Raw genomic sequence first — 26389 nt, 5'->3', positions numbered from 1 at the left:
CGCGCCGTGGCTTTTGCCTGAAGCCGTGCGCGCGCGGCGGGCGGCGGGTGCCTCCGGCGGGGGTATTTGAAGCAAGAGGAAAAGCAAGGGGCCGCGCCCGTGTGTTCGCGCGGCCCGGCTTGCACTCAGTTGGTGATGATCTCGGGGCCCATGAAGGTTGTCGGCAGGTATGTGGACAACCACGGGATATAGGTGATCAGGATCAGGAAAACGAAGAGCACCGCGAGAAAGGGCAGCGCCGCGCGCACGACGCGCATCATCGGCATGCCCGCCACGCCAGATGTGACGAAAAGATTGAGCCCCACCGGGGGCGTGATCATTCCGATCTCCATGTTCACCACCATGATGATGCCAAGGTGTATCGGGTCGATCCCCAGCTCGATGGCGATGGGAAAAACCAGCGGTGCCACGATCACGATCAGCCCCGAAGGCTCCATGAACTGGCCGCCGATGAGCAGGATGATGTTCACGATGATCAGGAAAGCCCACCATTCAAGCCCTGCATCCAGCATGGCCGCCGCGATGCTTTGGGGAATCTGCTCATCCGTCAGCACGTGTTTCAGGATCAACGCGTTGGCGATGATGAACATCAGCGTCACGGTCAGCTTGCCGGCCTCGAACAGCGTGTCGCGCGTGTCGCGGTGGAAGAAGGCTGTGACCAGCGCGATGGGTTTGCGCATCAAGCTGAGGTTGCGTTCGCCATCGGGCCGGGCCAGCGGCCCCATGTCGCGATAGACGAAGCACGAGATGAAGAAAGCGTAGACGGCAGCCACCGCCGCGGCCTCGGTGGGCGTGAATATCCCGCCATAGATACCGCCCAGGATGATGACGATAAGGAACAGGCCCCACCCCGCGTCTGCACCGGCCTCGAACACCTCGCCCCAGCCCAGCCATTCGCCCTTGGGCAGGTTGCGGAATTTCGCGATGATGTAAATCGTCGTCATCAGCATGGTGCCGGCCATAAGGCCCGGGATGACACCTGCAAGAAACATGCGCCCCACGGACACGTCGGTGGCCGATGCGTAGACCACCATCACGATCGACGGCGGGATGAGAATGCCCAGCGTTCCCGCGTTGGCAATGACGCCGGCGGCAAAATCACGGCTGTAGCCGACCTGGCGCATCCCGGCGATCACGATCGAGCCGATTGCAACGACGGTGGCGGGTGATGAGCCGCTGAGCGCCGCAAACAACATGCAGGCAAAGACGCCCGCGATAGCCAGCCCACCGGGGAAATGCCCCACGATGGCAATGGAAAAGCGGATGATCCGCCGCGCCACGCCGCCCGTCGACATGAAGCTTGACGCCAGGATGAAGAACGGAATGGCCAGCAGCGTGTAATGCCCGGCCATCGCCTGAAAGAACGACTGCGCGATCGAGGCCAGCGACGTGTCGCTGAGCACCAGCAGGAAGATCGTCGAGGAAAAACCCAGCGATACGGCGATCGGCACGCCGATCAGCATCAGGCCCACGACCATGGCGAAAAGAATGGCGACTTCCATGGGTTCAGTCTCCGCGGTTCATGTGGGCCACGTCTTCGACCGCGTCTTCGGCCTCGTGGCTTACGATCAGGCTTGCCTGGTCGCCGCGCCAGATGCGCAGCCCAGCCTGTACGAAGCGGAACAGCAGCAGCGCCATCCCGAAGGGCAGGATGAAATACGGGATGAAGCGGGGGATCTTTTCATAGGATTCACCCTCGTTCATCAACGGTTCGATCCAGCGCAGCCACTCGGGCATGGGGATGTCGATCACCTCGTACCAGCCGCGATAGGAGGTGCGTTTCATCTCCTCGAGCCCGGTCGGAAACCATCGCCCCGTGGTTTTGGGCAGGTTGGCGAAATTGGCCCAGTAATCCCACGCGCCCTTGAACAGCAAAAAGGCATAGGCGATGCAGATCGCAGCGGCCAGCAGTGCAAGCACCCGGCGCACGGGCGGGGAAAAAAGATTGATCAGCGCGTCGACGCCGAGATTCGCTGTCACCTTGACGGCGTAGCTGACGCCGAAAACCACGAGCCAGGCAAACAGGAAGGTCGTCGCCTCGAGCCCCCAGATCAGGCCGGTGTTGAACCCGTATCGCAGTACCACGTTGATGAAGGTGATGAGCGTCATCAACCCCAGCAAAACCGCGATCGCGGTTTCCTCGATCTCGTTGACAACGCGGCCGATAATGCTGTCCGGTTCATAGCGTCCCGACATACTGCCAGCCTCCCCCGATTGTGTGACAGATGCATTGGCCCGGCCCCCTGCACCGGGGGCCGGGCCTTCCGGCATGGCCGGAACTCAGTGCTTGGCGTTGATCGCCTGGGCCGCGTCGATGTTTTCCTGGCCCACATCGTCGGTGAACTGTTCCCAGACGGGCTTCATCACCTCGACCCACTTGGCGCGCTGCTCTCCGGTCAACTCGCGCACGGTGCCCCCGGCGTCGATGATGGCCTGGCGGTTTTGCTGGTTCACCTCGAAAGAAGCCGCGTTGCGGGTCTCTGTCACCTCGGCCATGATGGTTGCCAACTGGTCACGCACATCGGCGTCCAGGCTTTCCCACCAGTCCACGTTGGTCACCAGCAGATAGTCGATGATGCCGTGGTTGGTTTCGGTGATACCGTCCTGCACCTCGAAGAACTTCTGACCGTAGATGTTGGACCAGGTGTTTTCCTGCCCGTCCACGACACCGGTCTGAAGCGCGCCATACACTTCGGAAAAGGCCATCGGCTGCGGGCTGCCCCCGAGCGCAGCCATCTGCGCCTTGAGCACGTCCGAGTTCTGCACGCGGAATTTCAAGCCGTTGGCATCCGACGGTTCGATCAACGGCTTGTTGGCCGACATCTGTTTCATGCCGTTGTGCCAGAACTGCAGGCCCAGAAGGCCACGGCGCGTCATCGATTCCTTCATCGCCTGGCCGGTTTCGCTGTTCTGGAACTCATCGACGGCGTCGATGTTTTTGAACATGAACGGCAGGTCGAACAGGCGGAACGTCTTGGTGAACTGCTCGAATTTCGACAGGCTGGGCGCGGCCAGCTGCACGTCGCCCTGCAGCATCGCCTCAAGCACCTGGTCGTCGTTGTAAAGCGTCGAGTTGGGGAACACCTCCATGCAGGCGGTGCCGTCCATCTCGGCATTCACACGTTCCTGCAACAGGGTGGCCGCGATGCCCTTGGGGTGGCGGTCGGAATTGGTGACGTGGCTGAACTTGATGACAATTTCGCCATCGTCACAGGCGGCAGTGGCGGTTTGCGCGGTGGCCGCGACAGCCAGCGCCATGGCGGCGGTGGTCAAAAGCTTTCTCATGGGTCTCCTCCCGGATTTGAGACTTACAGTTAGCGCGGCGGGCATGCGCCACGCGGCATGGGCAACTTTCACCAAACGGCGCGCCACGCTCAAGCCTTTGTGACATCTGCCCAAGACGCGGGCAAAAGGCGCATGATTTCAGCGATTTGGAAATGCAGCAGACGCAAGCTCTCCATGACAGGCCGTCAGGACGTGCGGAAAACCACACAGCTTGTCACGAGATTTGTGCGAAAAATCGCACAAAATCAGGGGCTGGGCGATTCCCCGTCAGACCGGCAACACCGCCAAGGCAACGCGCCGCCCCTCGGCCAAAAGCACGTTGTAGCTGCGGCAGGCGGCGGGTGACGACATCACCTCGACGCCCAAGCCCATTTCTTCCAGGCGGTCGCGCAGGGCACGCGGCGCGTGGGCAATTTCGGCGCCCATGCCCAGAAACACCACATCGACCTCGCCGGCCAGCGCCTCGAGCGGCGCGGGGTCGTCCAGCCCGGCCCAGCCTACGGCGCGTTCTCCAGTCGCGATCATCGCGCCTTCGATCAGCGCGCCGTCGACGCGAAAAAAGCCCGGGCCGTACCCATCGACCGGCACGGCGCTGTCATAGCGGATTTCGTTCATCTCCATGGCAAGAACCCCGTATTGTCAGGCCCGCTGGGTCCAGCGGTGAAGGTGATCGTGTACCTGGACCCCAAGGTAATAGGGGCATGGCCGGGATCAAGCACCCGCAAGGCCAGCCACAGGCCCCCGGTTTCGGGAAGCCTGCGCCGAGGCATCAGGCATCTATGTTGGCGTATTGCGTTCCGGCATTGTTGTCGGGTTTCGACCAATCGCGTTTCACCCCAAGCCGCAAAAGCAACGCCGACGCCACGAAGATCGAGCTGTAGGTGCCCACGATCACACCCCAGATCATCGCGAAGACGAACCCGCGGATCACGTCGCCGCCCAGCACGAACAGCGCCAAAAGCGCGATCAGCGTTGTAACAGAGGTCATGACGGTCCGGCTGAGCGTTTCGTTGATCGAGATATTCAGAACCTCTTTAAGCTCGGCCTTCTTGTACTTGCGCAGGTTTTCCCGAACCCGGTCGAACACGACCACCGTGTCGTTGAGCGAGTAGCCCACGATCGTCAGCAAGGCGGCAATAATGGCCAGGTCAAACCGTATCTGAAGCTCGGAGAAAATGCCGATTGTCAGCACCACGTCGTGGACCAGCGCCGCCACGGCCCCCAGGGCGAACTGCCATTCAAAGCGCAGCCAGATGTAGACCAGCACCGCCCCGATGGCGAGCGCCACCGCGATGATCGCGGTCTGGATCAGCTCACCCGAGACCTTGGGGCCAACGGATTCGACACTGACGAACCGGATCTCAGGGGCCACGGTCTGCAACGCCTGGCGGACCCGCTCGATCACTTCGGGCGTGACAGACTCCTGCCCCTCTTGCGCCTGGATACGGATCATCGCCACGTTCTGATCGTCATCAAAGGACGGGTCGAACACTTCGGTTATGGTGATATCTCCCAGGCCCAGCGGATCGACCGCGCCGCGATAGGCTCCCACATCCACCGGCGACGGGGTTTCGGTACGAATTGTCGTGCCGCCCCGGAAATCGATGCCGTAGTTCAAGCCCTGCAGGAAGAACGAGGCAAGGGCGACAACCACCATGACAGCCGATATCCCAAGCCACAGTTTCGAGCGGCCGAAAAAATCCCACTTGAGGTCGTCGGGAACAAATCTCAGGCGCATCTCACACCTCCAACGTTTTGGGGCGGCGGCGCTCGAACCACATGGCGACCAGCAACCGGGTGACAAAGAAGGCGGTAAAGACCGAAGTGATGATGCCCAGGCCCAGCGTGATGGCAAAGCCGCGCACCGGGCCCGAGCCCATGACGTATAGGATCACCGCCGTGATGAAGGTGGTAATATTGGCGTCGACGATGGCGCTCATCGCCTTTTCGTAACCCAGCTCGATCGCCCGCGCCGGGCCGCGCGCGGTTTTCGTCTCTTCGCGGATCCGCTCGAACACCAGCACGTTGGCATCGACCGCCATGCCGATGGTCAACACGATCCCCGCGATGCCCGGCAGGGTCAGCGTGGCCCCGATCAGGCTGAGCAAGCCAAAGATCAGCCCCACGTTCACTATCAGCGCGACATTGGCAAACACGCCGAACAGGCCATAGCTGAGGAACATGAACACAAGCACCGCGATCCCCGCAACGATGCTGGCCATCTTGCCTGCCTCGATGCTGTCGGCGCCAAGCTCTGGCCCGATCGTGCGTTCTTCCAGGAACTCCAGCCCCGCGGGCAGGGCTCCCGCGCGCAACAGAACGGCCAGGTTCGTCGACTCGTCAACCGTGAAGTTGCCGGTGATGATGCCCGACCCGCCCGGAATATGGCTTTGGATGACGGGCGCGCTGATCACCTCATTGTCCAGGACGATGGCAAAGGGGCTACCGATATTCTCTGCCGTGTAGTCGCCGAAACGCCGCGCGCCGGTTGGGTCGAAACGGAAATTGACGGCGGGGCTGCCGTTCTGGTCGAAACTGGGCTGCGCGTCGACCAGCTCTTCGCCGGTCACGACCGCCGCCTGTTCGACCACGTAGAACACGCCCTCCTCGTCAAGGCTGGGCAGAAGTTCGTTGCCCGGGCCCGGCGGCATGTCACCTTTCGTGGTGCGTGTGACCACCGGCTGGAATGTCAGTTGCGCCGTAGTGCCGATGATTTCCTTGAGCTCGGCCGCGCTGCCGATGCCGGGCACCTGGATCAGGATACGGTCGGTGCCCTGGCGCTGGATCGTGGGTTCGCGCGTGCCTACCTCGTCGATACGGCGGCGGATGATCTCAAGCGCCTGCGCAACCGTGCGCTGATCCATCGCCAGCCGCTCGGCGTCTGACAGGCGGATGACCACCTCCGCGCCCTCGACCGATACCTCGATATCACTTGATCCGGCGGCCGCCACGCTGTTCACGGGCCGCGCCAGCCCGCGCACCAGCGACGCCGCTTCGCTGGCCATGTCGGGTTTTTCGTTCAGGCGGATACGCAGCTCTTCGGGCGCGCTATCCTGCAAGCGGAACGTGCCGATCCGCGCCCGCTCTTCACGCAACAGCGCCAGAACCTCGGGCCACATCGCCTTGATCCGCGACTCGTAGACATCGGCAACCTGAACCTCGGCCAGCAGATGCGCACCGCCGCGCAGATCAAGACCAAGATTTACCAGCCCCGAGGGCAGGAAATCGGGCCAAAGGCCGGCCTGATCTTCCAGCCCGTCGGCCGTGCCGCCCGCCTCGAGCGCGGCGCGCGCGTCATTCGATGTTTCGACGCGCGTGTAGAAAGCGTTGGGCATCGCCAACAGAAGACCCAGCGCCACCAGCGCCCAGATCACCACCCGCTTCCATAGATCGATCTGTAGCATGATCCTGCCTTGTTACTGGCGCCGCGGCCCGGCGCGGGGGCGGTTTACGTGGCCTCGGTCGGCTCGGTCTTGTTCAAAACCTGCGCGATGGTCGACTTGACAACGCGCACGCGCACGCCCTCGGACAGTTCCACCTCGATCTCGTTGTCTTCCTTGACCTTGCTGACCTTGCCGATCAGCCCGCCCTGGGTTACCACCTGGTCGCCGCGGCGCAGGGCCTCGACCATCTTCTGATGGTCTTTCAACTTCTTCTGCTGTGGGCGGATCAGCAGGAAATACATGATCGCGAAGATCAGGATAAGCGGCACGAACTGGGCAAAGCCTTCCATCGGGGTGTCCTTGTCTGCAAATGGGATCGCCCCGAAACCGAGGCGAGAATTGGGCGGAACCTATGTGCGCAAAAGGGCTTTTGCAAGACGAACCGGGCCGCGGACCGGACAAAGCGCAAAGCGCCGCGCCCGGGCGCCATTGGCGCGGCTGATCATCTGGCATTTGCCGCCCCCGCAACCGACCGCCCGCAAAGCATTCCCGCGTCAGATGCGTGTTACCGGCGCATCCAACCCGATCCCCCTTTTCCCGCCCCCGGTTTTCGGGCAATAGGGGCGCGCCAATATCCAGTTTCAGGGAAGCACAGCCATGCATGATATCCGCGCGATCCGCGAAAACCCGGCCGCCCTCGATGCCGCACTTGCCCGTCGCGGGGCCGAGGCTGCGTCGGCCAGGGTTTTGGAACTGGATGAAAAGCGCCGTTCGGTGATCCACGCGGCAGAAACCGCTCAGGCCGAGCAGAAACGCGCCAGCAAGGAAGTGGGCGCCGCCAAGGCAAGCGGCGACGAGGCCGAGTTTGAACGCTTGCGCGCATTGGTGGCCGAGAAAAAGGCCGAAGTGGCGCGCATGCAGGCCGAGGCCAAGGCGCTTGACGCGCAATTGACCGATGTGCTGATGACCCTGCCCAACACCCCGCTTTCGGACGTGCCCGAGGGCGAGGATGAAGCGGACAACGTGGAAATCCGCCGCTGGGGCACCCCCCGCGAATTCGCGTTTGCCCCGAAAGAGCATTTCGAGATCGACGGCGTCGTGCCCGGCATGGATTTCGAGACGGCGGCGAAACTGTCCGGCTCGCGCTTTGTCGTGCTGACGGGCGGCGTGGCGCGCATCCACCGGGCCCTTGCGCAGTTCATGCTGGACCATCACGTTGAAAACAACGGTCTTTCCGAAACATGGACCCCTGTTCTGGTGCGTGACGAGATGATGCAGGGCACCGGGCAACTGCCGAAATTCGGCGAGGACAGTTACCAAACCACGAACGGCTGGTGGCTGGTGCCCACCGCCGAGGTCACCTTGACCAACATCGTCAATGGTTTGACGGTCGACGAGGCCAGCCTGCCCCGCCGCTACGTGGCCCATACCCAGTGCTTCCGCTCCGAGGCCGGCAGCGCGGGCAAGGACACCGCCGGCATGCTGCGCCAGCACCAGTTCGAAAAGGTCGAGATGGTCAGCGTCACGCACCCCGACCGCTCGCTTGACGAACATGACCGCATGACCCGTTGCGCCGAGGGCGTGCTGGAGGCATTGGGCCTGCCCTATCGCACGGTGGTTCTGTGCACCGGCGACATGGGGTTCGGCGCGCAAAAGACCCACGATATCGAGGTCTGGCTGCCCGGGCAGAACACCTATCGCGAGATCAGTTCGGTTTCCGTTTGCGGTGACTTCCAGGCGCGGCGCATGAACGCCCGCTTCAAGCCTGCCGAGGGCGGCAAGCCGGAATTCCTGCACACGCTGAACGGCTCGGGGCTGGCGGTGGGCCGGGCGCTGATCGCCGTGCTGGAAAACGGCCAGCAAGAGGATGGCGCGGTCGAGTTGCCACAGGCCCTGCATCCCTACCTGCGCGGCAAGACGCGGCTGCAAGCCGACGGCACGCTGGCCTGACCCCCGCAAACACGGCCCCCCGCATCAAGCCGGGGGCCGCTTTTCGTTGCGTGAATGGAGGTCTCAGCCCTCGCTGCCAAGGATGCCGGCATCCTTGGCCATTGCCAGTTCATCCTCGTCGATCTCGCCATCGCCATTGGCGTCGATCTGGGCGAAATCGTCCTCGCTCACCTCGGGATAGGCCGCGGTAAGTTCGGTATGGGAATAGGTGCCGTTCCCATCCGCATCCACCAGCGCCGCTTGCGCAAATGCGGGCGTGGCAGTCATCAGGGCAGGCAAGATCACAAGTACGCTCTTTTTCATTTCGTCCTCCATCATTGGTTTGAACGGCAGCGTTTTTGCCACCGTCGCCACGCAGCCTCGGGCTGGCGAAGGAATTAATCAAACCAAGGCAAAGACTTAACCGGCATTATCCAACCGATCCCAAGGCGTATTCTTGCCCGCCTTGCACCTGCTGCGGCCTGTGGCGGCGCCTTGAGGCGCAGCGCGGCGTATTCGCGACCACGCAATTTCCATTGCACGACGATAGGTTGCAACCCGGCACTCCGACCCGGCGGTAATGTCAATACGCGCTCAAGGGCCAAAACGCGGCCCGCGCAAGCCCTTGCCAAAACAGCCCACGCCCCGGCAAAAGCCCGCCACCGCCGGCGCGGGGGCACCAAGCATGATCGCTAAACACCCGCAGAATCGACCAGCGTCACGCCATCCATCCGCGCCAGCCGCGCAAGGTCGGCGGCATAACGGGCGTCCAATCTGGCCTTTTCGGCGGCCGGAAACTCGGCTAGCCCAAGGCTGCCGCGACTGTCGGCATGGCGGGCCATGATCTCTTTGAACTGCCTTTTCGACAGGGTTTCGCCCGCGTGATAACGGCGCTGCAGATCTTGTAACGCGGCGTCGGTCGGGCTGAGGTTCAGGTGCCGCTCCGGCTCGGCCAGCGCATCGGCATCCAGGTCGGGCACCAGCCGTGACAGCAAATCGCGGCTGGACCCGCGCGCGCGATAGGTCACGACCGTCAACTTGGCAGGCGCCAGATGGGCCTGGAACGTGGCGATAAGTTCGGGCCAGCCTTCATCCACCTGCATCAGGCCGGGGACCACCTCGTCAAACGGCTCAACCGGGATATCCTCGGCCCGCTTGCGATAGGCCGATACGAAAAGCTGATCGTAGGGGCGCACTACGTAAAGCAGATGTGCCACCGGCCCCGGCAACGCCTGCGCCAGCACCCGCGCACGAATCTCCTTGGCGGGGTAGAACTTGCCTTGCGTGAAATGCAGCATCCGGCCGGGGATGTTCTCTTCCGACAGGATCAGCCCTGGCCGACCATCGCGGTGCCTGTCGATCTCGTCGCGGGCCGGGCCGGCAAACCCCTTGGCCTTTCGCAACCCGTGGCGGGGGCTGGGCAGTTTCATCTTGAGCTTGCCACCGGGAATGCCGTCGCGCCCGGGATAGGCCAGGTCATACCCCGCGCCAGTCAGCGCAGCCCGGTTCACATCAAGGCACATCTGGAAACTACTGGTTCCGGTGCGGTGCGCGCCTGCGTGCAAATATACCTGAACCGGCTCTGCCAAATGCCCTCTCCCCCCGTGATCTTTCGTGGCAGAATGGGCGGAAACGCGCGCCTGCGCAATGCGCGGTCATGGACAATGTGCAGCTTGGTTGCCACTGTCCCCCAAACGCAATACGAGGCCGCCATGCTACCCAGGAAGATCATCATCGACACCGATCCCGGACAGGACGACGCCGTTGCCATTTTGCTGGCGCTGGCCAGCCCGGACGATCTCGAGGTGCTGGGCATCACGGCCGTGGCGGGCAACGTGCCGCTTGAGTTGACGGCGCGCAACGCCCGGATGGTGTGCGAACTGGCCGGGCGCACCGATATCGCGGTTTACGCCGGTTGCGACCGCCCCCTGGGCCGTGATCTGGTGACGGCCGAGCATGTGCACGGCAAGACCGGGCTCGACGGCCCCGATCTGCCCCCGCCCGCGATGCCCCTGCAAAAGGCTCACGCGGTGGATTTCATCATCGACACGCTGCGTAGCGAGCCCGAGGGCACCGTCACCCTGTGCCCCTTGGGGCCGTTGACGAATATTGCCATGGCCTTTGAAAAGGCGCCCGACATCGTGCCGCGGGTGGCCGAAATCGTTCTGATGGGAGGGGCCTATTTCGAGGTCGGCAACATCACCCCCGCGGCCGAGTTCAACATCTATGTCGATCCGCAGGCCGCGCGCATCGTGTTCAAATCGGGCGCGCCGCTGGTGGTGATGCCGCTCGATGTTACCCACAAGGCCCTTGTCACCGCGCCAAGAAACGAGGCGTTCCGCGCCCTTGGCACCCCCGTGGGCGTGGCCGTGGCGCAGATGACCGACTTCTTCGAACGGTTCGACAAGGAAAAATATGGCTCGGTCGGCGCGCCGCTGCATGACCCGTGTGTCACCGCCTACCTGATCCGGCCCGACCTGTTCACCGGGCGCCACGTCAACGTGGAAATCGAAACGCAGTCCGACCTGACAATGGGCATGACAGTGGCCGATTGGTGGGGCGTTTCGGGCCGAGCGCCCAATGCGATGTTCATGGGCGATATCGACGCCACGGGCTTCTTCACGCTTTTGACCGAAAGGCTGGCCCGCCTGTGACATCGCTGCACATCGCCACGCCCGACGACTTGCCGCGCCTGTTGCCCATGGTCACGGCCAATCATGCCGAGGAAGGGATCGACAGCGACGAGGCGCAGCGCACCGCCGCGCTGACGCCGTTGTTGGATGGCACGCCGCTGGGCGTGGCCTATCTGATCGGGCCGCGCCGCAGCCCGGTGGGCTATATCGTCATTTCCTTCGGCTACTCGGTCAAGCTGGGCGGCATCGACGGGGTGATCGACGAATTCTGGATACGCCCGCCCGTGCGTGGCCGCGGCATGGGGATGGAGGTGCTGCTGGGCCTGATGCCCGCGCTGGCGCAACACGGGCTGTGCGGCTTGTCGCTGGAGGTGGGCCGCGACAACGAGCGCGCGCAAAAGCTTTATGCCCGCGCGGGCTTTCGCCTGCGCGAGAAATCCAGCCTGATGACCCGCGTTCTGCGCTGAGGGGGCTTGGTAAAGATGCGTATCAGGGTTATCTTTGTATCATGACATTGCACCTGCCTTTCGACAACTCCTACGCAACCCTGCCGCAGCGGTTCTTCACCTTGCAGGCGCCTGAGCCCGTGGGAACCCCGCGGCTGATCCGCTTCAACCACGCGCTGGCCGATGAACTGGGCATTGACGACGGCGACCCCGACATGCTGGCCCGCATCTTTTCAGGCAACGAAACGCCCGAGGGCGCGATGCCCCTGGCGCAGGCCTATGCCGGGCACCAGTTCGGCGGTTTCTCCCCGCAACTGGGCGATGGCCGCGCCGTTCTGCTGGGCGAGGTCGTCGACCGCGCGGGCCACCGCCGCGACATCGCGCTCAAGGGGTCGGGGCGCACACCCTATTCCCGCATGGGCGACGGGCGCGCCTGGCTGGGGCCTGTCTTGCGCGAATACGTGCTGTCCGAGGCAATGCACGCGATGGGCATCCCCACGACGCGTGCACTGGCCGCGGTGGCCACGGGCGATCCGGTCTACCGCGAACAGGGCGCGCTGCCCGGCGCGGTGCTGACGCGTGTCGCGGCCAGCCATATCCGGGTGGGCACCTTCGAGTTTTTCGCCGCGCGCCGCGATCTCGAGGCACTTGAGGCGCTGTTCAACTACACCCGTGACCGCCATTACCCCGACGCCGCCGACCCGGCCGAGATGCTGGACGCGGTGATCGACCGTCAGGCCGCGCTGGTGGCCGACTGGCTGGCGGCGGGGTTCATCCACGGCGTGATGAACACCGACAACACCACGCTGTCGGGCGAAACGATCGACTATGGTCCGGCCGCCTTCATGGATGCCTATCACCCGGTCACGGTCTATTCCTCGATCGACCGTTACGGGCGCTACGCCTATGATCAACAGGGCCAGATCATCGCCTGGAACCTGGCGCAACTCGCCTCGGCGCTGGTCCCCCTGATGCCCGACCAGGACGCGGCGGTGACGCAATTCACGCAAATGATCCACTCGATGCCGGCGCGCGTCGAAGGCGAGCGCCGCTTGCGGTTTCGCCGCAAGCTGGGGCTGGCCTCGCACGAAGGCGGCGATACCGCGCTGATCGAGGATCTGCTGAAACTGATGCAGGATCATGGCGCAGATTTCACCAACACGTTCCGCGGGCTGGCCGATGGCACAGCGCGTGACCAGTTCGCCGACCCAAGCGGATTCGATGCATGGGCCACGCGCTGGCAAGACCGGATTGCCCGCGAAGATGACCCGCAGGGGCTGATGCGTGCCACGAACCCCGCGATCATACCGCGCAATCACCGGGTCGAGCAGATGATACAATCGGCCACGCGGGGCGATTTCGCGCCCTTCGAACGGCTGGTGGAGGCGCTGTCGCACCCGTTTGACGACCACGTCGACGATGCCGATCTGAAACGTCCGCCCGAACCCCATGAAGAGGTCAAGCAGACCTTTTGCGGCACCTGATCAGGCCAGGCCCAGCCCCGACAGAACCGCCTCGGCCGCGCGCAGCCCCGGCGCGGCCTGCCCCCGGCCCAACCGCTCCATGGTCAGATCCATCGCCGCGCGCTGTGCATCCGGCGCGTCCAGCACCCCGGCCACCGCCGGGGTGATCAGGTCGGCCCGGCACCTGGCCCCAATGAATTCCGGCACCGCGCGGGTTTCTGACACCAGGTTCACCAAGGTCACTGTATCGACGCGCACCATCCGCGAAATGATCTGACGGCTGAGCCAGTTCATGTCATAGGCGATGACCATCGGCGTGCCATTCGCGGCCAGTTCCAGCGACACGGTGCCCGACGCCGCCAAGGCCACATTCGCCGCCGCGAAAGCCGCCCGTTTCTGCGCCGCGAAAGCACCCGGCGCTGCCCCACGCGGGTCAAGCACGATGGGTGGCCCTTCCCAACCCGCCGTTGCCTGCTCGATCATCGGTGCGACATGGGCCACCGCCGGAATAACGACGCGCATTTGCGTGCGTGCCTGGCGCAATTGCGCGCAGACCTGCGAGAAAACCGGCATCAACCGCCCCACCTCGCCCCTGCGCGAGCCCGGCAGCAGCAGCAGCAGCGGCGCATCGCCCAGGCCATGTTCGGCCCGAAAGGCCCGCACCTGCGCATCGGTTGCGACGGGCTCGGCCACCACCGGGTGCCCCACGAAATCGCAGCGCATTCCGGCGGCCTCCATGTAGGGCGGCTCGAACGGGAAAAGCGCCAGCACCTGGTCGATCACCTGCGCCATCTTGTCGGCCCGCCCCGGCCGCCACGCCCAGACGGTGGGCGCCACGTAGTGCACGCAGCGAACCTGGCGGACCGCCTTGACCTGCCGCGCCACGCGCAGGCAGAAATCGGGGCTGTCGATGGTGATCAGCACGTCGGGCCTTGCGTCCAACACCGCCTGCGCGGTCTGCGCGATGCGGCGTTTCAGATGGCGGTATTTCGGCAGGATCTCTGCCAGCCCCATCACCGACAGTTCCTCCATCGCGAACAGGCTTTCCATCCCCTCGGCCTGCATCTGCGGGCCGGCCACTCCTTGAAAGGTCACCTCGGGATGCAGCGTTTTCAGCCCCGCCATCAGCGCCGCGCCCAGCCGGTCGCCCGAGGCCTCGCCCGCGATCAGGAAAACCGTCAGCGCACCCACAGGAACAGGCCCTTCGCGTCGCAGATTGCCACCACCTGCGCGCGATCCAACACGATCACCCCGCCCGCTGCGATCACGATACCATCCAGCCCCGCCTCGGCCGCGCGAATGGCGGTTACAGGGCCAATCGTGGGCAGGTCGGCGCGCCAGTCCTGGCCCGGTTTCGGCGCCTTGAACAGGATAGCGCCCGCGCCGGGCGCGTCGGGGCTGCGTTCAGCCGTGTTCGACAGCCAGTCGGCGGCCTGGCCGATCAGGTCACCGGCCAGGTCGAAAGACCATGTGATCGGGTCGCCATCCCAGCTGCCATCCCCCCCCTGTTGGGCAAGCGTGGCCAGCATCGCATCGGTGCCTTCCTCGCCCTCGCGCACCAGAACTTGGCCACGCCGCACCACGCAGGCCTGCCCCAGGTCGGCGCGTCCCTGGTCGGCCAGCACCTCAAGCGCGGTGGCCACGTCGGCCCGGTGCCCCTGCTGCGGTTGCCGCTTGGTCAGCACGCCGGCGGTTGGCAGCAGGCCGGGGGCCAGCTCATGCGCGGCGCGGATCGCGAAACCCGATTGCTCGAAAAGGCCCATGACCGCGCGCAAGGCCCCGTCATCCCCCTGCCCCAACGCCTGTTGCAGGACAGGCACCAGCCGCGCGGTTTCCGCGTCTAGCGCGGCAGGGTCAAGGTCGGGGCGGTCGATGGCACCGCACAGGCAGACATCGGTCACCCCCCGCGCCCGCAGTTGCCCCAGCAGGCTACCCAGCGTTTCCAGCCGGAATGTCAGGTCAGGTTTCAGCGTGTCGGGCGGTTGGGCTTGCAGCGCGCATACCAGCGGCGGCACCTTCTGCGCCGCGGCCACCGCCGCGGGCAAACTACCCCTCCCTGCGATCAACGCCAGCATGGCCTAACGCGGCGTCAGGAAATGCCGGTCGGTTCCGGCGGTGACGAAATCGACGATCTGGCGGACATAATCGCTTTCGGTTTCCTTGCCCAGTCGATTGGCCCGATCCTGAAAGGTGCCTTCGCCCTGGGCCAGCATCTGGAACGCGGCCCGCAAAGCGGTGATGTCGGCGCGCGCCACACCACGGCGTTTCAACCCCACCAGGTTCAGCCCGTCCAGTTTACCGCGCGGTCCCTGCACGAGACCGTGCGGAATCACGTCATTGGCAACCATCGACAGCGCGCCGATGATGGCGCCGCGCCCGATGCGCACCCATTGATGCACCCCCGACAGCCCGCCCACGATCACGTCATCCTCGATCACGCAATGGCCGGCGATGGCCGAGTTGTTGACGATAATCACCCGGTCGCCCACCTGCGCGTCATGCGCGATATGGCAACCTGCCATGAAGAGCCCGTCATCACCCACGCGCGTCAGGCCGCCGCCACCCTCGGTGCCGGTGTTCATGGTCACATGTTCACGGATGCGATTGCGCGCGCCGATTTCCAACCGTGTCTGCTCTCCCTTGAATTTCAGGTCCTGCGGGATCTCGCCGATCACCGCGAAAGGAAAGACGATTGTGTCGGCACCGATGCTCGTATGCCCGCCCACCACGACATGGCTTTTCAGCTCGACCCCGTCAGCCAGGGTCACGTCGGCGCCCACATGGCAGAATGGGCCCACGCGCACGCCCTCGCCCAGCGTCACGCCCTCTTCGATGATCGCAGATGGATGAATGAGGCTCGCCATGCGGGGTTACTCCTGCGGCAGGTCCATCATGGCGGTAAACTCGGCCTCGCAGGCCATGTCCCCATCCACCGTGGCCACGCCCTTGAATTTCCAGACTTTCGCACCCGGCTTGCCGCGCAGGGTGCTCAGCTCCATCCGCAGCCGGTCGCCCGGCACGACCTTGCGGCGAAACTTGCAGCCGTCGATACCCATGAAATAGATCAGCAAATCGCGGTCGGCCAGGTCCATCGCCACGCCCACCATCACGGCAGCGGTCTGGGCCATCGCCTCGACGATCGTGACTCCGGGCATGATCGGCGTTCCCGGGAAATGGCCCTGGAAATGCGGCTCGTTCATGGTGACATTCTTCAGCCCGACGGCGCTGGATGTTCCGTTGATATCGGTGACGCGATCGACCAGCAGAAACGGGTAGCGATGCGGCAGGATGCGCTGGATCAACTGGATATCGGCGCTTTTCAGCGTGTCACTCATATGTGGTTTCCTTGGTCTGTAACGGCTGCCAGCCGTCCCTAGCAACTCCCCCTCGGCGGGGCAAGCGCGCAAGAGTCAGGGGTCGATTGGCTCGGGGTCGGCCGCATCGTCGGGGGCGTTTTCCTCGGCATCGTCCAGTTCGGTGGATTGCGCGGCATCCAGCCGCGCGATCGCGAGGTCGGTGATGTCGATCGCATCGAGCGTCAGCACGACCGAGCGCGTATCAACCACGACCGCCGCACCGGCATCGCGCACGATCCGTGTCAGCACGGGCAACGCGGCCTCGTCGAATTGCTGGCGCACCGTGTCGCCCTTTTCCGTCAGTTCCAGCGCCAATTGCCGGCGCTCGTCGCGGATGTTCTGCACCTTTTCGTCAAAGGCTTGGGCCGCGGCGCGAAATTCGTCGGCGGGCATGGTTTCCCGCGCCTTGGTCAGCTCGATCTCCTCGGCCTCAAGCTCGGCTTCGATACGCCGGTTCTCGGCCTCCAGCAGGATACGCTCGGCCTCGAGCTCGGCCACCAGCTCTTTTCCCAGCGCCGAGCGCGAAAAGAACCGATCATAATTGATCGACAAAACCGGGCTGCGAATGACCGGCTCGCCCTCCGAAAGCGACTGGGCGGCAAGGGGCGTGGCCAGTGCCACCAAGACCCCGAGACAGGCAGCCCAGAGCCGCATCAGAACCGGGTCGAGAGCGTGACGTCGAATTTCTGTTCGTCGTCCAAAGCTTCTTTCTCAAGCGCCTTGGTGAAGTTGAAGCGAAGCGGCCCGATCGGCGTATTCCAGAAAATCGACAGGCCCACCACGTGACGGAATGACCGGTCCTCGTACTGAATGCCCGACGCGCCCGATGCAAAGGAATCGTCAAGCCCCCAGACCGAACCGACATCGTAGAAGGCACCACCGCGAATACCGTATTCCTCGGGCAGGCCCAGCGGGAACTCGGCCTCGAGCTTGGCCACGGCATAGATGTTGCCGCCCAGCGCGTCGTTGATGACGTTGCCCGCCCCGTCGTCGACATATTGGCGCGGGCCGATGCCATCGGGGCTGAAGCCGCGCATGATCGATCCGCCGATGTTGAAACGATCGGTCACACGTGACGTGCCCTGGCTGAAGGTCAGGGCCCCGCCTTCCAGCGACGCGCGCAACGTGACCTCTTCGTTAAGAACCGAGGTTTCCGCAGAGGCCTTGGCAGTGGTCCGGATGAACTTGTTGTCCCCGCCCAGCCCGGCAAATTCCTGGCCAAACTGGAAACGCCAGCCAGCATTCGGGTTCAGGCCGTTGATCTTGCTGTCGTATGAGTAGGTGTAGCCAACCGAGCTGGTCAGAACGCGGCCCAGGCCAGCCTCGTCCGAGATGACGCTGCCGGTGACAACCGCGGGCAGCGGTGCCGTGAACTCTTCATAGTCGGCTTCCATGTTCACGCTTTCGGCCTGGTAGAACAGGTTCAGCCGGCTGCGTTCACCGACGGGAAAGCCCAGGCTGGGCCGGAAGCGGACCAGATCGGTGTCATAGTTGGAGTCAAGGTTATCGGTTTCGATATACCCGACGTCGATGCCGAACTCGAGGTCGCGCCCGAGCAAGGCAGGCTCGGTGAATTGCAGCCGGTAAACACGGTTGTCTTCGGCCCCCGACAAGGACAGCGACACGCGCTGCCCACGCCCGAGAAAGTTCTCTTCGGTCAACGCGGCCTGCAACGAAAAACCGTCGCTTGAAGAGAAGGCACCCCCAAAGGACAGTGACCCGGTCGGCTTTTCTTCGACATCAACCTCGACGACCACCTGGTCGGGGCTGGACCCTTCGCGCGCGTTTACATCGGCCGTTTCAAAGAACCCGAGCGCGCGGATGCGCTCCGCGCTTTCGCGGATCTCGCGGGGGTTGAACGGGTCGCCCTCGACAATGCGGAACTGCCGGCGCACGACGCGGTCGAGCGTCGTGGCGTTACCTTCGATGTCGATACGCTCAACAAAGATACGCGGCCCGCGCACGATGGCAAATTCCACATCCAGCGTCAGGTCGCGGTCATTGCGCGTGATGCGCGGCTCGACCCGGATGAAGTCCAGACCCTTTCGGATCGCCAAACGCTCCAGCCGTGCAATCGAATTCTCGACGACGCTGGGTGAATAGACCACGCCCGGCCGCACCCGCAAGGCATCGCGAAACTCATCGGGGTCAACCTCGCCAAGTTCCGTCGTCGTTGTGATTTCGCCAAAGCGGAATTGCTGACCTTCGTAGATGTTGAACGTGATGAAATACCCGTCGCGTTCCCGCGTCAGCTCGGCGTTGACGCCGGTGGTGCGGAAATCGACATAGCCGCGGCTTTGGTAAAAGTCGTTCAGCACCTGCTTGTCGAATTCGATCCGGTCGGCAACGAAGGTATCCTTGCGGATGAAGGCGCGCAGCAGGCCCGCCTGCTTGCTTTCCAGAACGCGGCGCAAACGGTTGTCGGAGTAGACCTGGTTTCCGACGAATCCGATGCGCTCGATCTCGACCAGGCCGCCCTCGAATATCTCGAACACCAGGTCGACCCGGTTGTCACCCCGACGAATTATGCGCGGCGTGACCTGCGCACCAAGACGACCGGCATTGTTAAAGGCCTCGGCGATGCGCGTGGCATCACGCTCTGCCACCGAGGCGCTGAAAACGCGGCGCGGCTCGGATTCGATGACCTGTTGCAGCACATCGTCATCAATGCGGCGGTTGCCCTCGAACGAGATGCGGTTGATCGTCGGAAACTCGGTAACCGAAATCAACAGCGTGCTGCCGCGCGGTTCGATCTCGACGCTTTCAAACAGCCCCGAGCCCAAGATGCGTTGGTAGGCATCGTTCAGGCCAGCGGCCGAAACCGTCTCGCCGCGGGCGATTCCCGCGTAAGACATGATCGTGCCCGGCTCGATCCGCTGATTGCCCTCGATGCGCACATCGGTAAAGCGATAGGATTGTGCCGATGCCGGTTCCGGCAGGCCGGTCAAAGCCATTGCAATCAAAAGGAAAAACATGCCGCCAACGCGGCGCAGTATGGCGGTGGGCATGGCAGGGCGTCGCCCAAGCGCAGCAAATGCGTTGATCATTCTGATCCCCAGGTCAGAGGTGCAATTGCCCACCTGACTACCGGCAATACCGCACCTTGTCAAAACGCGAAAAGCGCGCCGGGCCCGGCGCGCTTGTTGCTGCCGTCCCTTGACCGATCACAAGCTGTAGAAGTACGCGGACATCAATAGGCACATGTAGATGGTTCCCACGAACAGGATGCGATCCCAGTTGAGCTGGAGAAGCAGCGCAAGACCACGCGCGCTTGCCTGGATAGTTTGCATGTCACACCTCGTTCTTTCCGTTTCTTTCACGAAGATTAACGAGGCAATGTGGCGCAAGTTTGGCGCCAATCGGGCAGCGCGTGGCCAATAGCCGTCAGGGGCAGAAGATATCGTTGGTCAGCGCGAACACCATCAGCGACAGGATCAAAACCAGCCCGACGGTCATCAGTACACGCAACACGCCATCGCTGGGCGGTTTGCCGGCCACGGCCTCGTAGGCATAAAACACCAGGTGGCCGCCATCCAGCACCGGGATCGGGAACAGGTTCAGCAGACCCACCGCCGCCGACAGAACGCCAATGAAATAGACAAAGTTCATCGCGCCCTGGCTGGCCATCTGGCCCGATACCTCGGCAATGCCGATGGGGCCCGACATGTTGCAGCTGGAAATCGCGCCGGTGACCATGTGCCACAAACCCGAGATCGAGCCGCGCATGATCTCGTAGGTGCCGGTGACACCGCCCCACAATGCTTCGGCAATGCCGGGCGTGGTGGTGGCGGGCGTAAAGGCCATGCCGCCAACGATACCGATACGCCAGTTCGTCTGGAAACCGCCATCGGCTTGCGGTTCGTCCACGCGCCGCGGCTCCAACGTCATCTCGATAATCTCGCCCCCGCGCCAAACGCTCAGCGCCAGCGGTGCCCCCTCGCCAGCCTCGACCTTTTCCTTCAGTTGCGAAAAGGAAAAGATTTCCTGCCCGTCGATGGCGGTGATCACGTCGCCCACGGCAAGCCCGGCGGCAAACGCTGCCGATTGCGGCGCAAGCTGCGTGACGACCGGCGGCATCAGCCACGGACCCGAAACCACGAGTTGCTGTCCATCACGTTCAACCGTGTAATCCAGCAGCGGCTGTTCCGGCAGGTCGGCAAGCATGTCGTCAAAGGCGGTCGGGTTCTCGAAATCCGGCATGCGCAGACCGTCGATCTCAAGCAGCACGTCGCCCTCTTGCAGCGCGGTTTCCTGCGGCAAGGGGCGCATTTCACCCACCGTCAACGGATCGACCGCGACGCCGCGGGTCATGCCGACGGCGGTGAATAGCGCAATCGCCAGCACGAAATTGAAGATCGGCCCGGCCGCGACCGTTGCGGTGCGCGCCCAAAGCGGCGCGCCCGCCATGGTCGAGCGTTTCTCGGCTTCCGACATTTCGCGCACCGCCTCGTCGTCGGGGGCGCTGGCGGCGTTGGCATCGCCGCGAAACTTGACATAGCCGCCGAAAGGCAAGGCCGCGACCTGCCAGACGGTGCCGCGCTTGTCGGTGCGCGCGTACAGGACCGGGCCAAAGCCCAGGCTGAACACATCCGCGTGAATCCCCGACCAGCGCCCGACGATGTAGTGACCATATTCATGGATCGCAACGATCACCGACAACGCGATGACAAAGGCGGCCAGCGTCCAGATAAGATTGCCGAACTGGGGTAGCAGCGTGAGAATATCCAAATGCCCGTCCTTTTTTGTCTTGCCTTGCGCCGCCTCACGGCCGGTCAGGCCCGCCGGGCAATTTGCGCGTCAATCGCCTTGCGTGCCAGATGGTCTGCCCGGGCGACGTTATCAAGTGTGATTTCGCCATCATCAAGGCCGGACTGCGACCCGATCTGGTCAAGCGCGCCCGCCACGAGGGCCGTCATGTCGTTGAAGCCGATCTGCCCGGCGATGAAGCAGTCAAGCGCGCGCTCCTTGGCCCCGTTGAACACCGCGCCCGCCAGCCCGCCCTGCGCCATCACCTGTTGCGCAAGGGCAAGCGCAGGGTAGCGTGCCGGGTCCGGGGCTCGGAAATTCAGCTGGCCGACGCGCGCAAGGTCAAGCCGCGCCACCGGCAGCTCGGCGCGCTCGGGCCAGTTCAGCGCATAGCCGATGGCGTGGCGCATGTCGGGCGGGCCGACATGGGCCATCAAGGCCCCGTCGCGGAACCCGACCAGCGCATGAACCAGGGATTCGGGATGGACCAACACCTCGATCCGTTCGGGTGCGATTGCGAAAAACTCTTTTGTCTCGATGACCTCAAGCGCCTTGTTGAACATCGACGCGCTGTCGATCGTGATGCGCTGGCCCATGTCCCAGTTGGGGTGGCTCGATGCCTCGGCCACGCTGGCCTGTGCCAACCGTTCCAGAGGCCAATCGCGGAACGCGCCACCGCTGGCGGTGATCACGATGCGCTCGACCGCGGCCATGTCTTCGCCCACCAGGGCTTGGAAAATGGCCGAATGTTCGCTATCGACCGGCAGGATGCGCGCGCCGTGGCGGGCCGCTGTTTGCATCAGCAAGGGCCCGGCCGTCACCAGGGATTCCTTGTTGGCCAGGGCCAGGGTCGTGCCCTGCTCCAGCGCCTTGAGCCCCGGTGCCAGGCCCGCCACGCCCACGATGGCCGACATGATCCAATCCGCGGGGCGCGTTGCGGCCTCGATCAGCGCCGCGGGCCCTGCCGCGGCCTCGACCCCGCTTTCGTGAAGCGCGGCGCGCAGATCATCCAGCCGCGCGGGATCGGCGGTCACGGCAAGGCCCGCACCCAGCGCCCGCGCGTCGGCGGCCAGCCGGTCGATATTCTGCCCGCCGGTCAGCGCCACCACCTCGAAACGGTCGGGCGCGCGCTTGATCAGGTCGATCGTGCTTTGCCCGATCGAGCCGGTCGCCCCGAAAATCGTCACCCGACGCTTGGTCATAGCAACACGCCAAGCGCCAGTACCACCAGCGAGGCCCCTATCAGCGCATCGAACCGATCCAGCAGCCCGCCATGGCCGGGAATCAGCGCCGAACTGTCCTTGACGCCCACGCGCCGCTTGATCGCGCTTTCGACGATGTCGCCCATCTGCGCGGCCAGCGCCACCAGAACCGAGATCAGAACCACGAGTGCCGGTTGCGCGGCCCCGTCAAAGAAAACATCGAAAACATGAACGAAATAGGCCCCGACCACCGCCGCGCCGACCCAGCCGGCAACAGTGCCCGACCATGTTTTCTTGGGGCTGATCGCGGGCCAGAATTTCGGCCCGCCCAGCAGGCGCCCGGCAAAGTATCCCGCCACATCCGACGCGATGACGACGCAAAGCAGCCAGATCAGGAATTCGATGCCCAGCCCGTCACGAATCCAGCACAGCGCATAGCCCGACAGCAATATCATTGGTGCGTAAAGCAACCAGGATTTGCGATATGTCCGCGTCAGCGCGGCCCCCGCCACCACGATACCGGCGATCGCCGGCAGCACGACCGGCGCCGGCACGTAGTTCAGTGCCACCATCACCGCACCGGACACCACGCCGATTTCAACCGCACGGTGCCGGCCATCGCCTGTCAACATGCGAACCAGTTCCCACATCATCAGCCCGATGATGACCCCGACGAAGCTGTTGAACCACAGACCGCCCAGCCAGACCTCGACCCCGCCGATGGCCAGCATCGCAACTGCCGACGCCACGCGCACCCAGAGGTCATTCCATTTCGAGGCCGACGCCGTCATGCCGATACGGCACCGAACCGTCTTTCGCGGGTGCCGTAGCCGGTAATCAGCCGCGCGAATTCTGCCTTGGTGAAATCGGGCCAAAGCGTGTCGATGAACTCGTATTCCGCATAGGCCGACTGCCACAGAAGGAAGTTCGATATCCGGGCCTCGCCGCTGGTGCGGATCACAAGGTCGGGATCGGGCAACACGTAGGTATCCAGGTATTTCGGCAGCGTTTCCTGGTCGATGCTTGCCGGATCAAGCCGCCCGGCGGCGACATCCTCGGCCAGGCGCTTGGTGGCGCGCGCCACCTCGTCGCGGCCGCCGTAATTCAGCGCGATGGTCAGGTTCACGCCGTCATTCTCGGCGGTGATCTTTTCAAGCTCGTCCATCAGGGCGATCAGCTTGGCATCCAGCCGCACCCGGTCACCGATGAAGCGCACGCGCACCTGTTGGTCGCGCAGCGCGCGGGCCTCTTTCGCGATGTAGCGGCGGAACAGGCTCATCAGCCCGGCCACCTCGACCTGGGTGCGCTTCCAGTTCTCCGTCGAAAAGGCGAATATCGTCAGATACTTGACGCCAAGATCGGGGCAGGCCTCAACCACTTCGCGCACGCGTTTGGCGCCCGCGTGATGGCCAAACAGGCGCGGCCGTCCACGGCTTTGGGCCCAGCGCCCGTTGCCATCCATGATGATGGCCACGTGGCGCGGTGCCCCCTTGGTATTCGAAGGCGAGGTCACGGGTTCAGCGCGGTCATGCATCAAACCTGCATGATCTCTGCTTGTTTGGCTTCCAACGCCTCGTCCACCATCTTGATGAAGCGGTTGGTCATGTCCTGAACCTCGGTTTCCCAGAATTTCTGGTCATCTTCGGACATGTGATCCTTGCCCTTCTTGATCTGGTCCATGCCGTCGCGGCGCACATTGCGAATGGCCACGCGGGCATGCTCGGCATATTGCGCGGCAACGCGGCCCAGTTCGCGGCGGCGTTCCTCGTTCAATTCGGGGATCGGCAGCATGATGATGGTGCCGTTGGTCTGCGGATTGATGCCAAGACCGGAATTCATGATGGCCTTTTCAACCGCGCCCACCATCGACCTGTCCCAGACATTGATGGTCACCATGCGCGGTTCGGGCACGTTCACGGTGCCGACCTGGTTGATCGGGGTTTGCTGGCCATAGGCCTCGACCGTCACCGGCTCCAGCATGGTGGCCGAGGCGCGGCCGGTGCGCAGCGACGCGAATTCGGTCCGCAGGCTCGTCATCGCGCCCTGCATGCGCCGTTCAAGATCTTCCGTATCGAGGATGAAGTCGTCTGACATGTTTGCCCTTGCACGCTGTTGAGTATTGTTCTGACACCCGTCTAATCCAAGCCCGGCTCTTTGGCCAGAGCAGCGCGGCGGTCAGCCGCCGACGCGGGTATAGGTGCCCTCGCCCGCCAGGATACCCTTGAAGCCGCCCGGCTCGTCCAGTGAAAAGACGATGATCGGCAGGTTGTTGTCGCGCGCCAACGCGATGGCGCTGGCATCCATCACGCCCAGGTGTTGCTGCAACACGTCGTCATAGCTGATCTGGTCATAGCGCTTGGCATCGGGGTATTTCACCGGGTCCTTGTCATAAACGCCATCGACCTTGGTGCCCTTGAATATCGCCTCGCAGGCCATTTCGTTGGCGCGCAACGTGGCGGCGGTATCAGTGGTGAAATAGGGGTTGCCCGTGCCGGCGGCAAAGATGCAGACGCGCTTCTTTTCAAGATGGCGCACCGCCCGGCGGCGGATATAGGGCTCGGCCACCTCGTCCATCCGGATCGCGCTGATGACGCGGGTATAGACCCCCAGCCCCTCTAGCGCCGATTGCATCGCCAGCGCGTTCATCACCGTGGCCAGCATTCCCATGTAATCGGCGGTCGTGCGCTCCATCCCCTGGGCGCTACCGGCCAATCCGCGAAAGATGTTGCCGCCGCCGATGACCATGCAGATCTCGACGCCCAGTTCGTGGACCGATTGCACCTCTCTGGCGATTCGCTGCACCGTTGGCGGGTGCAGGCCAAAGCCCTGGTCGCCCATCAGCGCCTCGCCCGAGATTTTCAACAAAACGCGCCGGAACGCGGGTTTCGGGGTCTTGGCAGCGTCGGCCATATGGGGCTCCCATCGGTTTGTCTGGATTGGCGGCAAAATGTCCGAAATCCCCCCCGGGATCAATCCGCGAACTTGCGGGGCCGGTGTTTTGGCTTTTGTATCCGCGCAGTTTTGCGGCTACATCGAGCGCCATGCGCCTGATCGACGACATACCAGATGACCGCCCCGTGCTGATCGCGGGCCCGACCGCCAGCGGAAAGTCGGCCCTCGCGCTGCGTATCGCCGAGGCGGGGGGCGGCGTGATCGTCAACGCCGACGCCATCCAGGTGTTCGCCTGCTGGCGCGTGCTGACCGCGCGCCCCGGCCCCGAGGACCTGGCCCGCGCACCGCACGCGCTTTACGGCCACGTGCCCTGTGATTTTGCCTATTCGGTCGGGCATTGGCTGCGCGAGGTCGCGGATATCGTGCACCAAGGCGCGCGCCCGATCATCGTGGGTGGCACGGGGCTGTATTTTCGCGCCCTGACCGAGGGATTGGCCGACATTCCCGCCACGCCCCCCGAAATCCGGGCCGAGGCCGATGCCCTGATGCGCGACCGGGGCGTGCCGGCACTGCTGGCCGCGCTTGACCCGGATACCGCGGCGCGGATCGACCGGCAGAACCCGATGCGCGTGCAGCGCGCGTGGGAGGTGCAGCGCAACACCGGCCGCGGCCTGGCCAGTTGGCAAGACGACACGCCCCCGCCCCTGTTGCCGCTGGACCGCGCCACGCCCCTGCTGGTCGAGGCCGGGAAAGAGTGGCTGAACGCCCGCATCGCACGGCGCTTTGACGCGATGCTGGCCCAGGGCGCGCTGGACGAGGCGCGCGCGCTGTTGCCCCGATGGGATCCGGCCTTGCCGGCGGCGAAGGCGATCGGCGCGCCGGAACTCGTCGCCCATCTGCGCGGTGAGCTGTCGCTGGACGAGGCGCGCGAGGCCGCGACCATTGCCACCCGGCAATTCGCCAAGCGCCAGCGCACGTGGTTCCGCGCCCGAATGGGCGGATGGACGCGCATTGCCGCGCAGAATCTTTGACTTCACGGTGTCTTTTGCGCCAC

26 protein-coding genes are annotated in these 26389 nt (G+C 64.0%); 5 read left to right on the top strand and 21 right to left on the bottom strand.

The genetic code is table 11. From position 1 onward, the window contains the following. Positions 1-125: 125 nt before the first annotated feature. The 7 genes from M8744_RS10030 to yajC all read right to left on the bottom strand — a co-directional run bounded on the left by M8744_RS10030 (position 126) and on the right by yajC (position 7018). A complete protein-coding gene (locus M8744_RS10030) occupies positions 126-1502 on the bottom strand; it encodes a TRAP transporter large permease (protein ID WP_251414601.1) in 1377 nt (458 codons plus the stop codon). A 4-nt stretch (positions 1503-1506) separates the two neighbouring features. Beyond that, positions 1507-2196, bottom strand: coding sequence for a TRAP transporter small permease (locus M8744_RS10025; RefSeq protein WP_251414600.1), 690 nt, complete (start codon positions 2194-2196; stop codon positions 1507-1509). Positions 2197-2280: 84 nt separating this feature from the next. Further along, positions 2281-3285 carry a DctP family TRAP transporter solute-binding subunit gene (locus M8744_RS10020; RefSeq protein WP_251414599.1) on the bottom strand — a complete coding sequence of 335 codons (1005 nt, stop codon included), beginning with the start codon at positions 3283-3285 and terminating at the stop codon, positions 2281-2283. A 267-nt stretch (positions 3286-3552) separates the two neighbouring features. Beyond that, positions 3553-3906: an Mth938-like domain-containing protein gene (locus tag M8744_RS10015; protein ID WP_251414598.1), complete on the bottom strand. Its 354-nt coding sequence runs from the start codon at positions 3904-3906 to the stop codon at positions 3553-3555. Between the two features lie 148 nt (positions 3907-4054). Continuing rightward, positions 4055-5023, bottom strand: coding sequence for a protein translocase subunit SecF (gene secF, locus M8744_RS10010; protein WP_251414597.1), 969 nt, complete (start codon positions 5021-5023; stop codon positions 4055-4057). Position 5024: 1 nt separating this feature from the next. Beyond that, positions 5025-6689, bottom strand: coding sequence for a protein translocase subunit SecD (secD, locus tag M8744_RS10005; protein WP_251414595.1), 1665 nt, complete (start codon positions 6687-6689; stop codon positions 5025-5027). Between the two features lie 44 nt (positions 6690-6733). Beyond that, positions 6734-7018: a preprotein translocase subunit YajC gene (gene yajC / locus M8744_RS10000; RefSeq protein ID WP_251414585.1), complete on the bottom strand. Its 285-nt coding sequence runs from the start codon at positions 7016-7018 to the stop codon at positions 6734-6736. 307 nt (positions 7019-7325) lie between these two features. On the opposite strand from yajC, the gene serS reads away from it, so the two are divergent. Then, on the top strand, positions 7326-8618 hold the full coding sequence (gene serS / locus M8744_RS09995) for a serine--tRNA ligase (RefSeq protein WP_251414570.1): 1293 nt from the start codon (positions 7326-7328) through the stop codon (positions 8616-8618). Positions 8619-8681: 63 nt separating this feature from the next. Here the strand turns inward: serS and M8744_RS09990 are convergent, their stop codons facing one another. After that, positions 8682-8936, bottom strand: coding sequence for an EF-hand domain-containing protein (locus M8744_RS09990; protein WP_251414554.1), 255 nt, complete (start codon positions 8934-8936; stop codon positions 8682-8684). A gap of 353 nt (positions 8937-9289) precedes the next feature. Next, entirely contained in the window at positions 9290-10186 is an 897-nt protein-coding gene (locus tag M8744_RS09985) for a hypothetical protein (RefSeq protein WP_251414551.1), read from the bottom strand. Positions 10187-10309: 123 nt separating this feature from the next. On the opposite strand from M8744_RS09985, the gene M8744_RS09980 reads away from it, so the two are divergent. From M8744_RS09980 to M8744_RS09970, 3 genes are read left to right on the top strand one after another with little or no spacing between them, the layout of a single operon-like run. Continuing rightward, entirely contained in the window at positions 10310-11251 is a 942-nt protein-coding gene (locus M8744_RS09980) for a nucleoside hydrolase (protein WP_251414548.1), read from the top strand. Then, positions 11248-11697: a GNAT family N-acetyltransferase gene (locus tag M8744_RS09975; protein ID WP_251414545.1), complete on the top strand. Its 450-nt coding sequence runs from the start codon at positions 11248-11250 to the stop codon at positions 11695-11697. Before M8744_RS09980 ends, M8744_RS09975 begins: the two co-directional genes overlap by 4 nt. 41 nt (positions 11698-11738) lie before the next feature. After that, entirely contained in the window at positions 11739-13160 is a 1422-nt protein-coding gene (locus tag M8744_RS09970) for a protein adenylyltransferase SelO (protein WP_251414542.1), read from the top strand. Here the strand turns inward: M8744_RS09970 and lpxB are convergent, their stop codons facing one another. The 12 genes from lpxB to pyrH all read right to left on the bottom strand — a co-directional run bounded on the left by lpxB (position 13161) and on the right by pyrH (position 25353). After that, positions 13161-14321 carry a lipid-A-disaccharide synthase gene (gene lpxB / locus M8744_RS09965; protein WP_251414720.1) on the bottom strand — a complete coding sequence of 387 codons (1161 nt, stop codon included), beginning with the start codon at positions 14319-14321 and terminating at the stop codon, positions 13161-13163. It abuts the gene before it with no gap. Next, the gene (locus M8744_RS09960) at positions 14318-15214 is read right to left on the bottom strand and encodes an LpxI family protein (RefSeq protein ID WP_252409431.1); all 897 of its coding nucleotides are present in this window, start codon (positions 15212-15214) and stop codon (positions 14318-14320) included. The genes lpxB and M8744_RS09960 overlap by 4 nt, the downstream gene beginning before the upstream one ends. A gap of 3 nt (positions 15215-15217) precedes the next feature. Continuing rightward, on the bottom strand, positions 15218-16003 hold the full coding sequence (lpxA, locus tag M8744_RS09955) for an acyl-ACP--UDP-N-acetylglucosamine O-acyltransferase (RefSeq protein WP_251414525.1): 786 nt from the start codon (positions 16001-16003) through the stop codon (positions 15218-15220). A 6-nt stretch (positions 16004-16009) separates the two neighbouring features. Further along, positions 16010-16474 carry a 3-hydroxyacyl-ACP dehydratase FabZ gene (gene fabZ, locus M8744_RS09950; protein ID WP_251414520.1) on the bottom strand — a complete coding sequence of 155 codons (465 nt, stop codon included), beginning with the start codon at positions 16472-16474 and terminating at the stop codon, positions 16010-16012. Between the two features lie 75 nt (positions 16475-16549). Then, positions 16550-17149 (bottom strand): OmpH/Skp family outer membrane protein, encoded by a 600-nt coding sequence (locus M8744_RS09945; RefSeq protein WP_251414504.1) that lies wholly within the window; start codon positions 17147-17149, stop codon positions 16550-16552. Next, on the bottom strand, positions 17149-19542 hold the full coding sequence (gene bamA, locus M8744_RS09940; protein ID WP_434481362.1) for an outer membrane protein assembly factor BamA: 2394 nt from the start codon (positions 19540-19542) through the stop codon (positions 17149-17151). The genes M8744_RS09945 and bamA overlap by 1 nt, the downstream gene beginning before the upstream one ends. Before the next feature lie 337 nt (positions 19543-19879). Further along, positions 19880-21223: an RIP metalloprotease RseP gene (gene rseP, locus M8744_RS09935; protein ID WP_251414502.1), complete on the bottom strand. Its 1344-nt coding sequence runs from the start codon at positions 21221-21223 to the stop codon at positions 19880-19882. A gap of 44 nt (positions 21224-21267) precedes the next feature. Then, the gene (dxr, locus tag M8744_RS09930) at positions 21268-22443 is read right to left on the bottom strand and encodes a 1-deoxy-D-xylulose-5-phosphate reductoisomerase (protein ID WP_251414496.1); all 1176 of its coding nucleotides are present in this window, start codon (positions 22441-22443) and stop codon (positions 21268-21270) included. Further along, positions 22440-23234 carry a phosphatidate cytidylyltransferase gene (locus tag M8744_RS09925; protein WP_251414491.1) on the bottom strand — a complete coding sequence of 265 codons (795 nt, stop codon included), beginning with the start codon at positions 23232-23234 and terminating at the stop codon, positions 22440-22442. The genes dxr and M8744_RS09925 overlap by 4 nt, the downstream gene beginning before the upstream one ends. Then, positions 23231-23977, bottom strand: a complete 747-nt coding sequence (gene uppS / locus M8744_RS09920; RefSeq protein WP_251414488.1) for an undecaprenyl pyrophosphate synthase — start codon at positions 23975-23977, stop codon at positions 23231-23233. Before uppS ends, M8744_RS09925 begins: the two co-directional genes overlap by 4 nt. Beyond that, positions 23977-24537 carry a ribosome recycling factor gene (frr, locus tag M8744_RS09915; protein WP_251414486.1) on the bottom strand — a complete coding sequence of 187 codons (561 nt, stop codon included), beginning with the start codon at positions 24535-24537 and terminating at the stop codon, positions 23977-23979. The genes uppS and frr overlap by 1 nt, the downstream gene beginning before the upstream one ends. 81 nt (positions 24538-24618) lie before the next feature. Then, the gene (pyrH, locus tag M8744_RS09910; RefSeq protein WP_251414483.1) at positions 24619-25353 is read right to left on the bottom strand and encodes a UMP kinase; all 735 of its coding nucleotides are present in this window, start codon (positions 25351-25353) and stop codon (positions 24619-24621) included. A 131-nt stretch (positions 25354-25484) separates the two neighbouring features. Here pyrH and miaA point away from each other — a divergent pair, with 131 nt between their 5' ends. Then, complete coding sequence (gene miaA, locus M8744_RS09905) at positions 25485-26366, top strand: tRNA (adenosine(37)-N6)-dimethylallyltransferase MiaA (RefSeq protein WP_251414465.1); 882 nt, start codon at positions 25485-25487, stop codon at positions 26364-26366. The last annotated feature ends 23 nt before the right edge of the window (positions 26367-26389 follow it).

The organism is Lutimaribacter degradans, assembly GCF_023703375.1.
Lineage (GTDB): Bacteria > Pseudomonadota > Alphaproteobacteria > Rhodobacterales > Rhodobacteraceae > Lutimaribacter > Lutimaribacter degradans.
The sequence above is the reverse complement of the archived record's forward strand: the minus strand, read 5'-3'. Positions and strand labels throughout refer to the sequence as shown.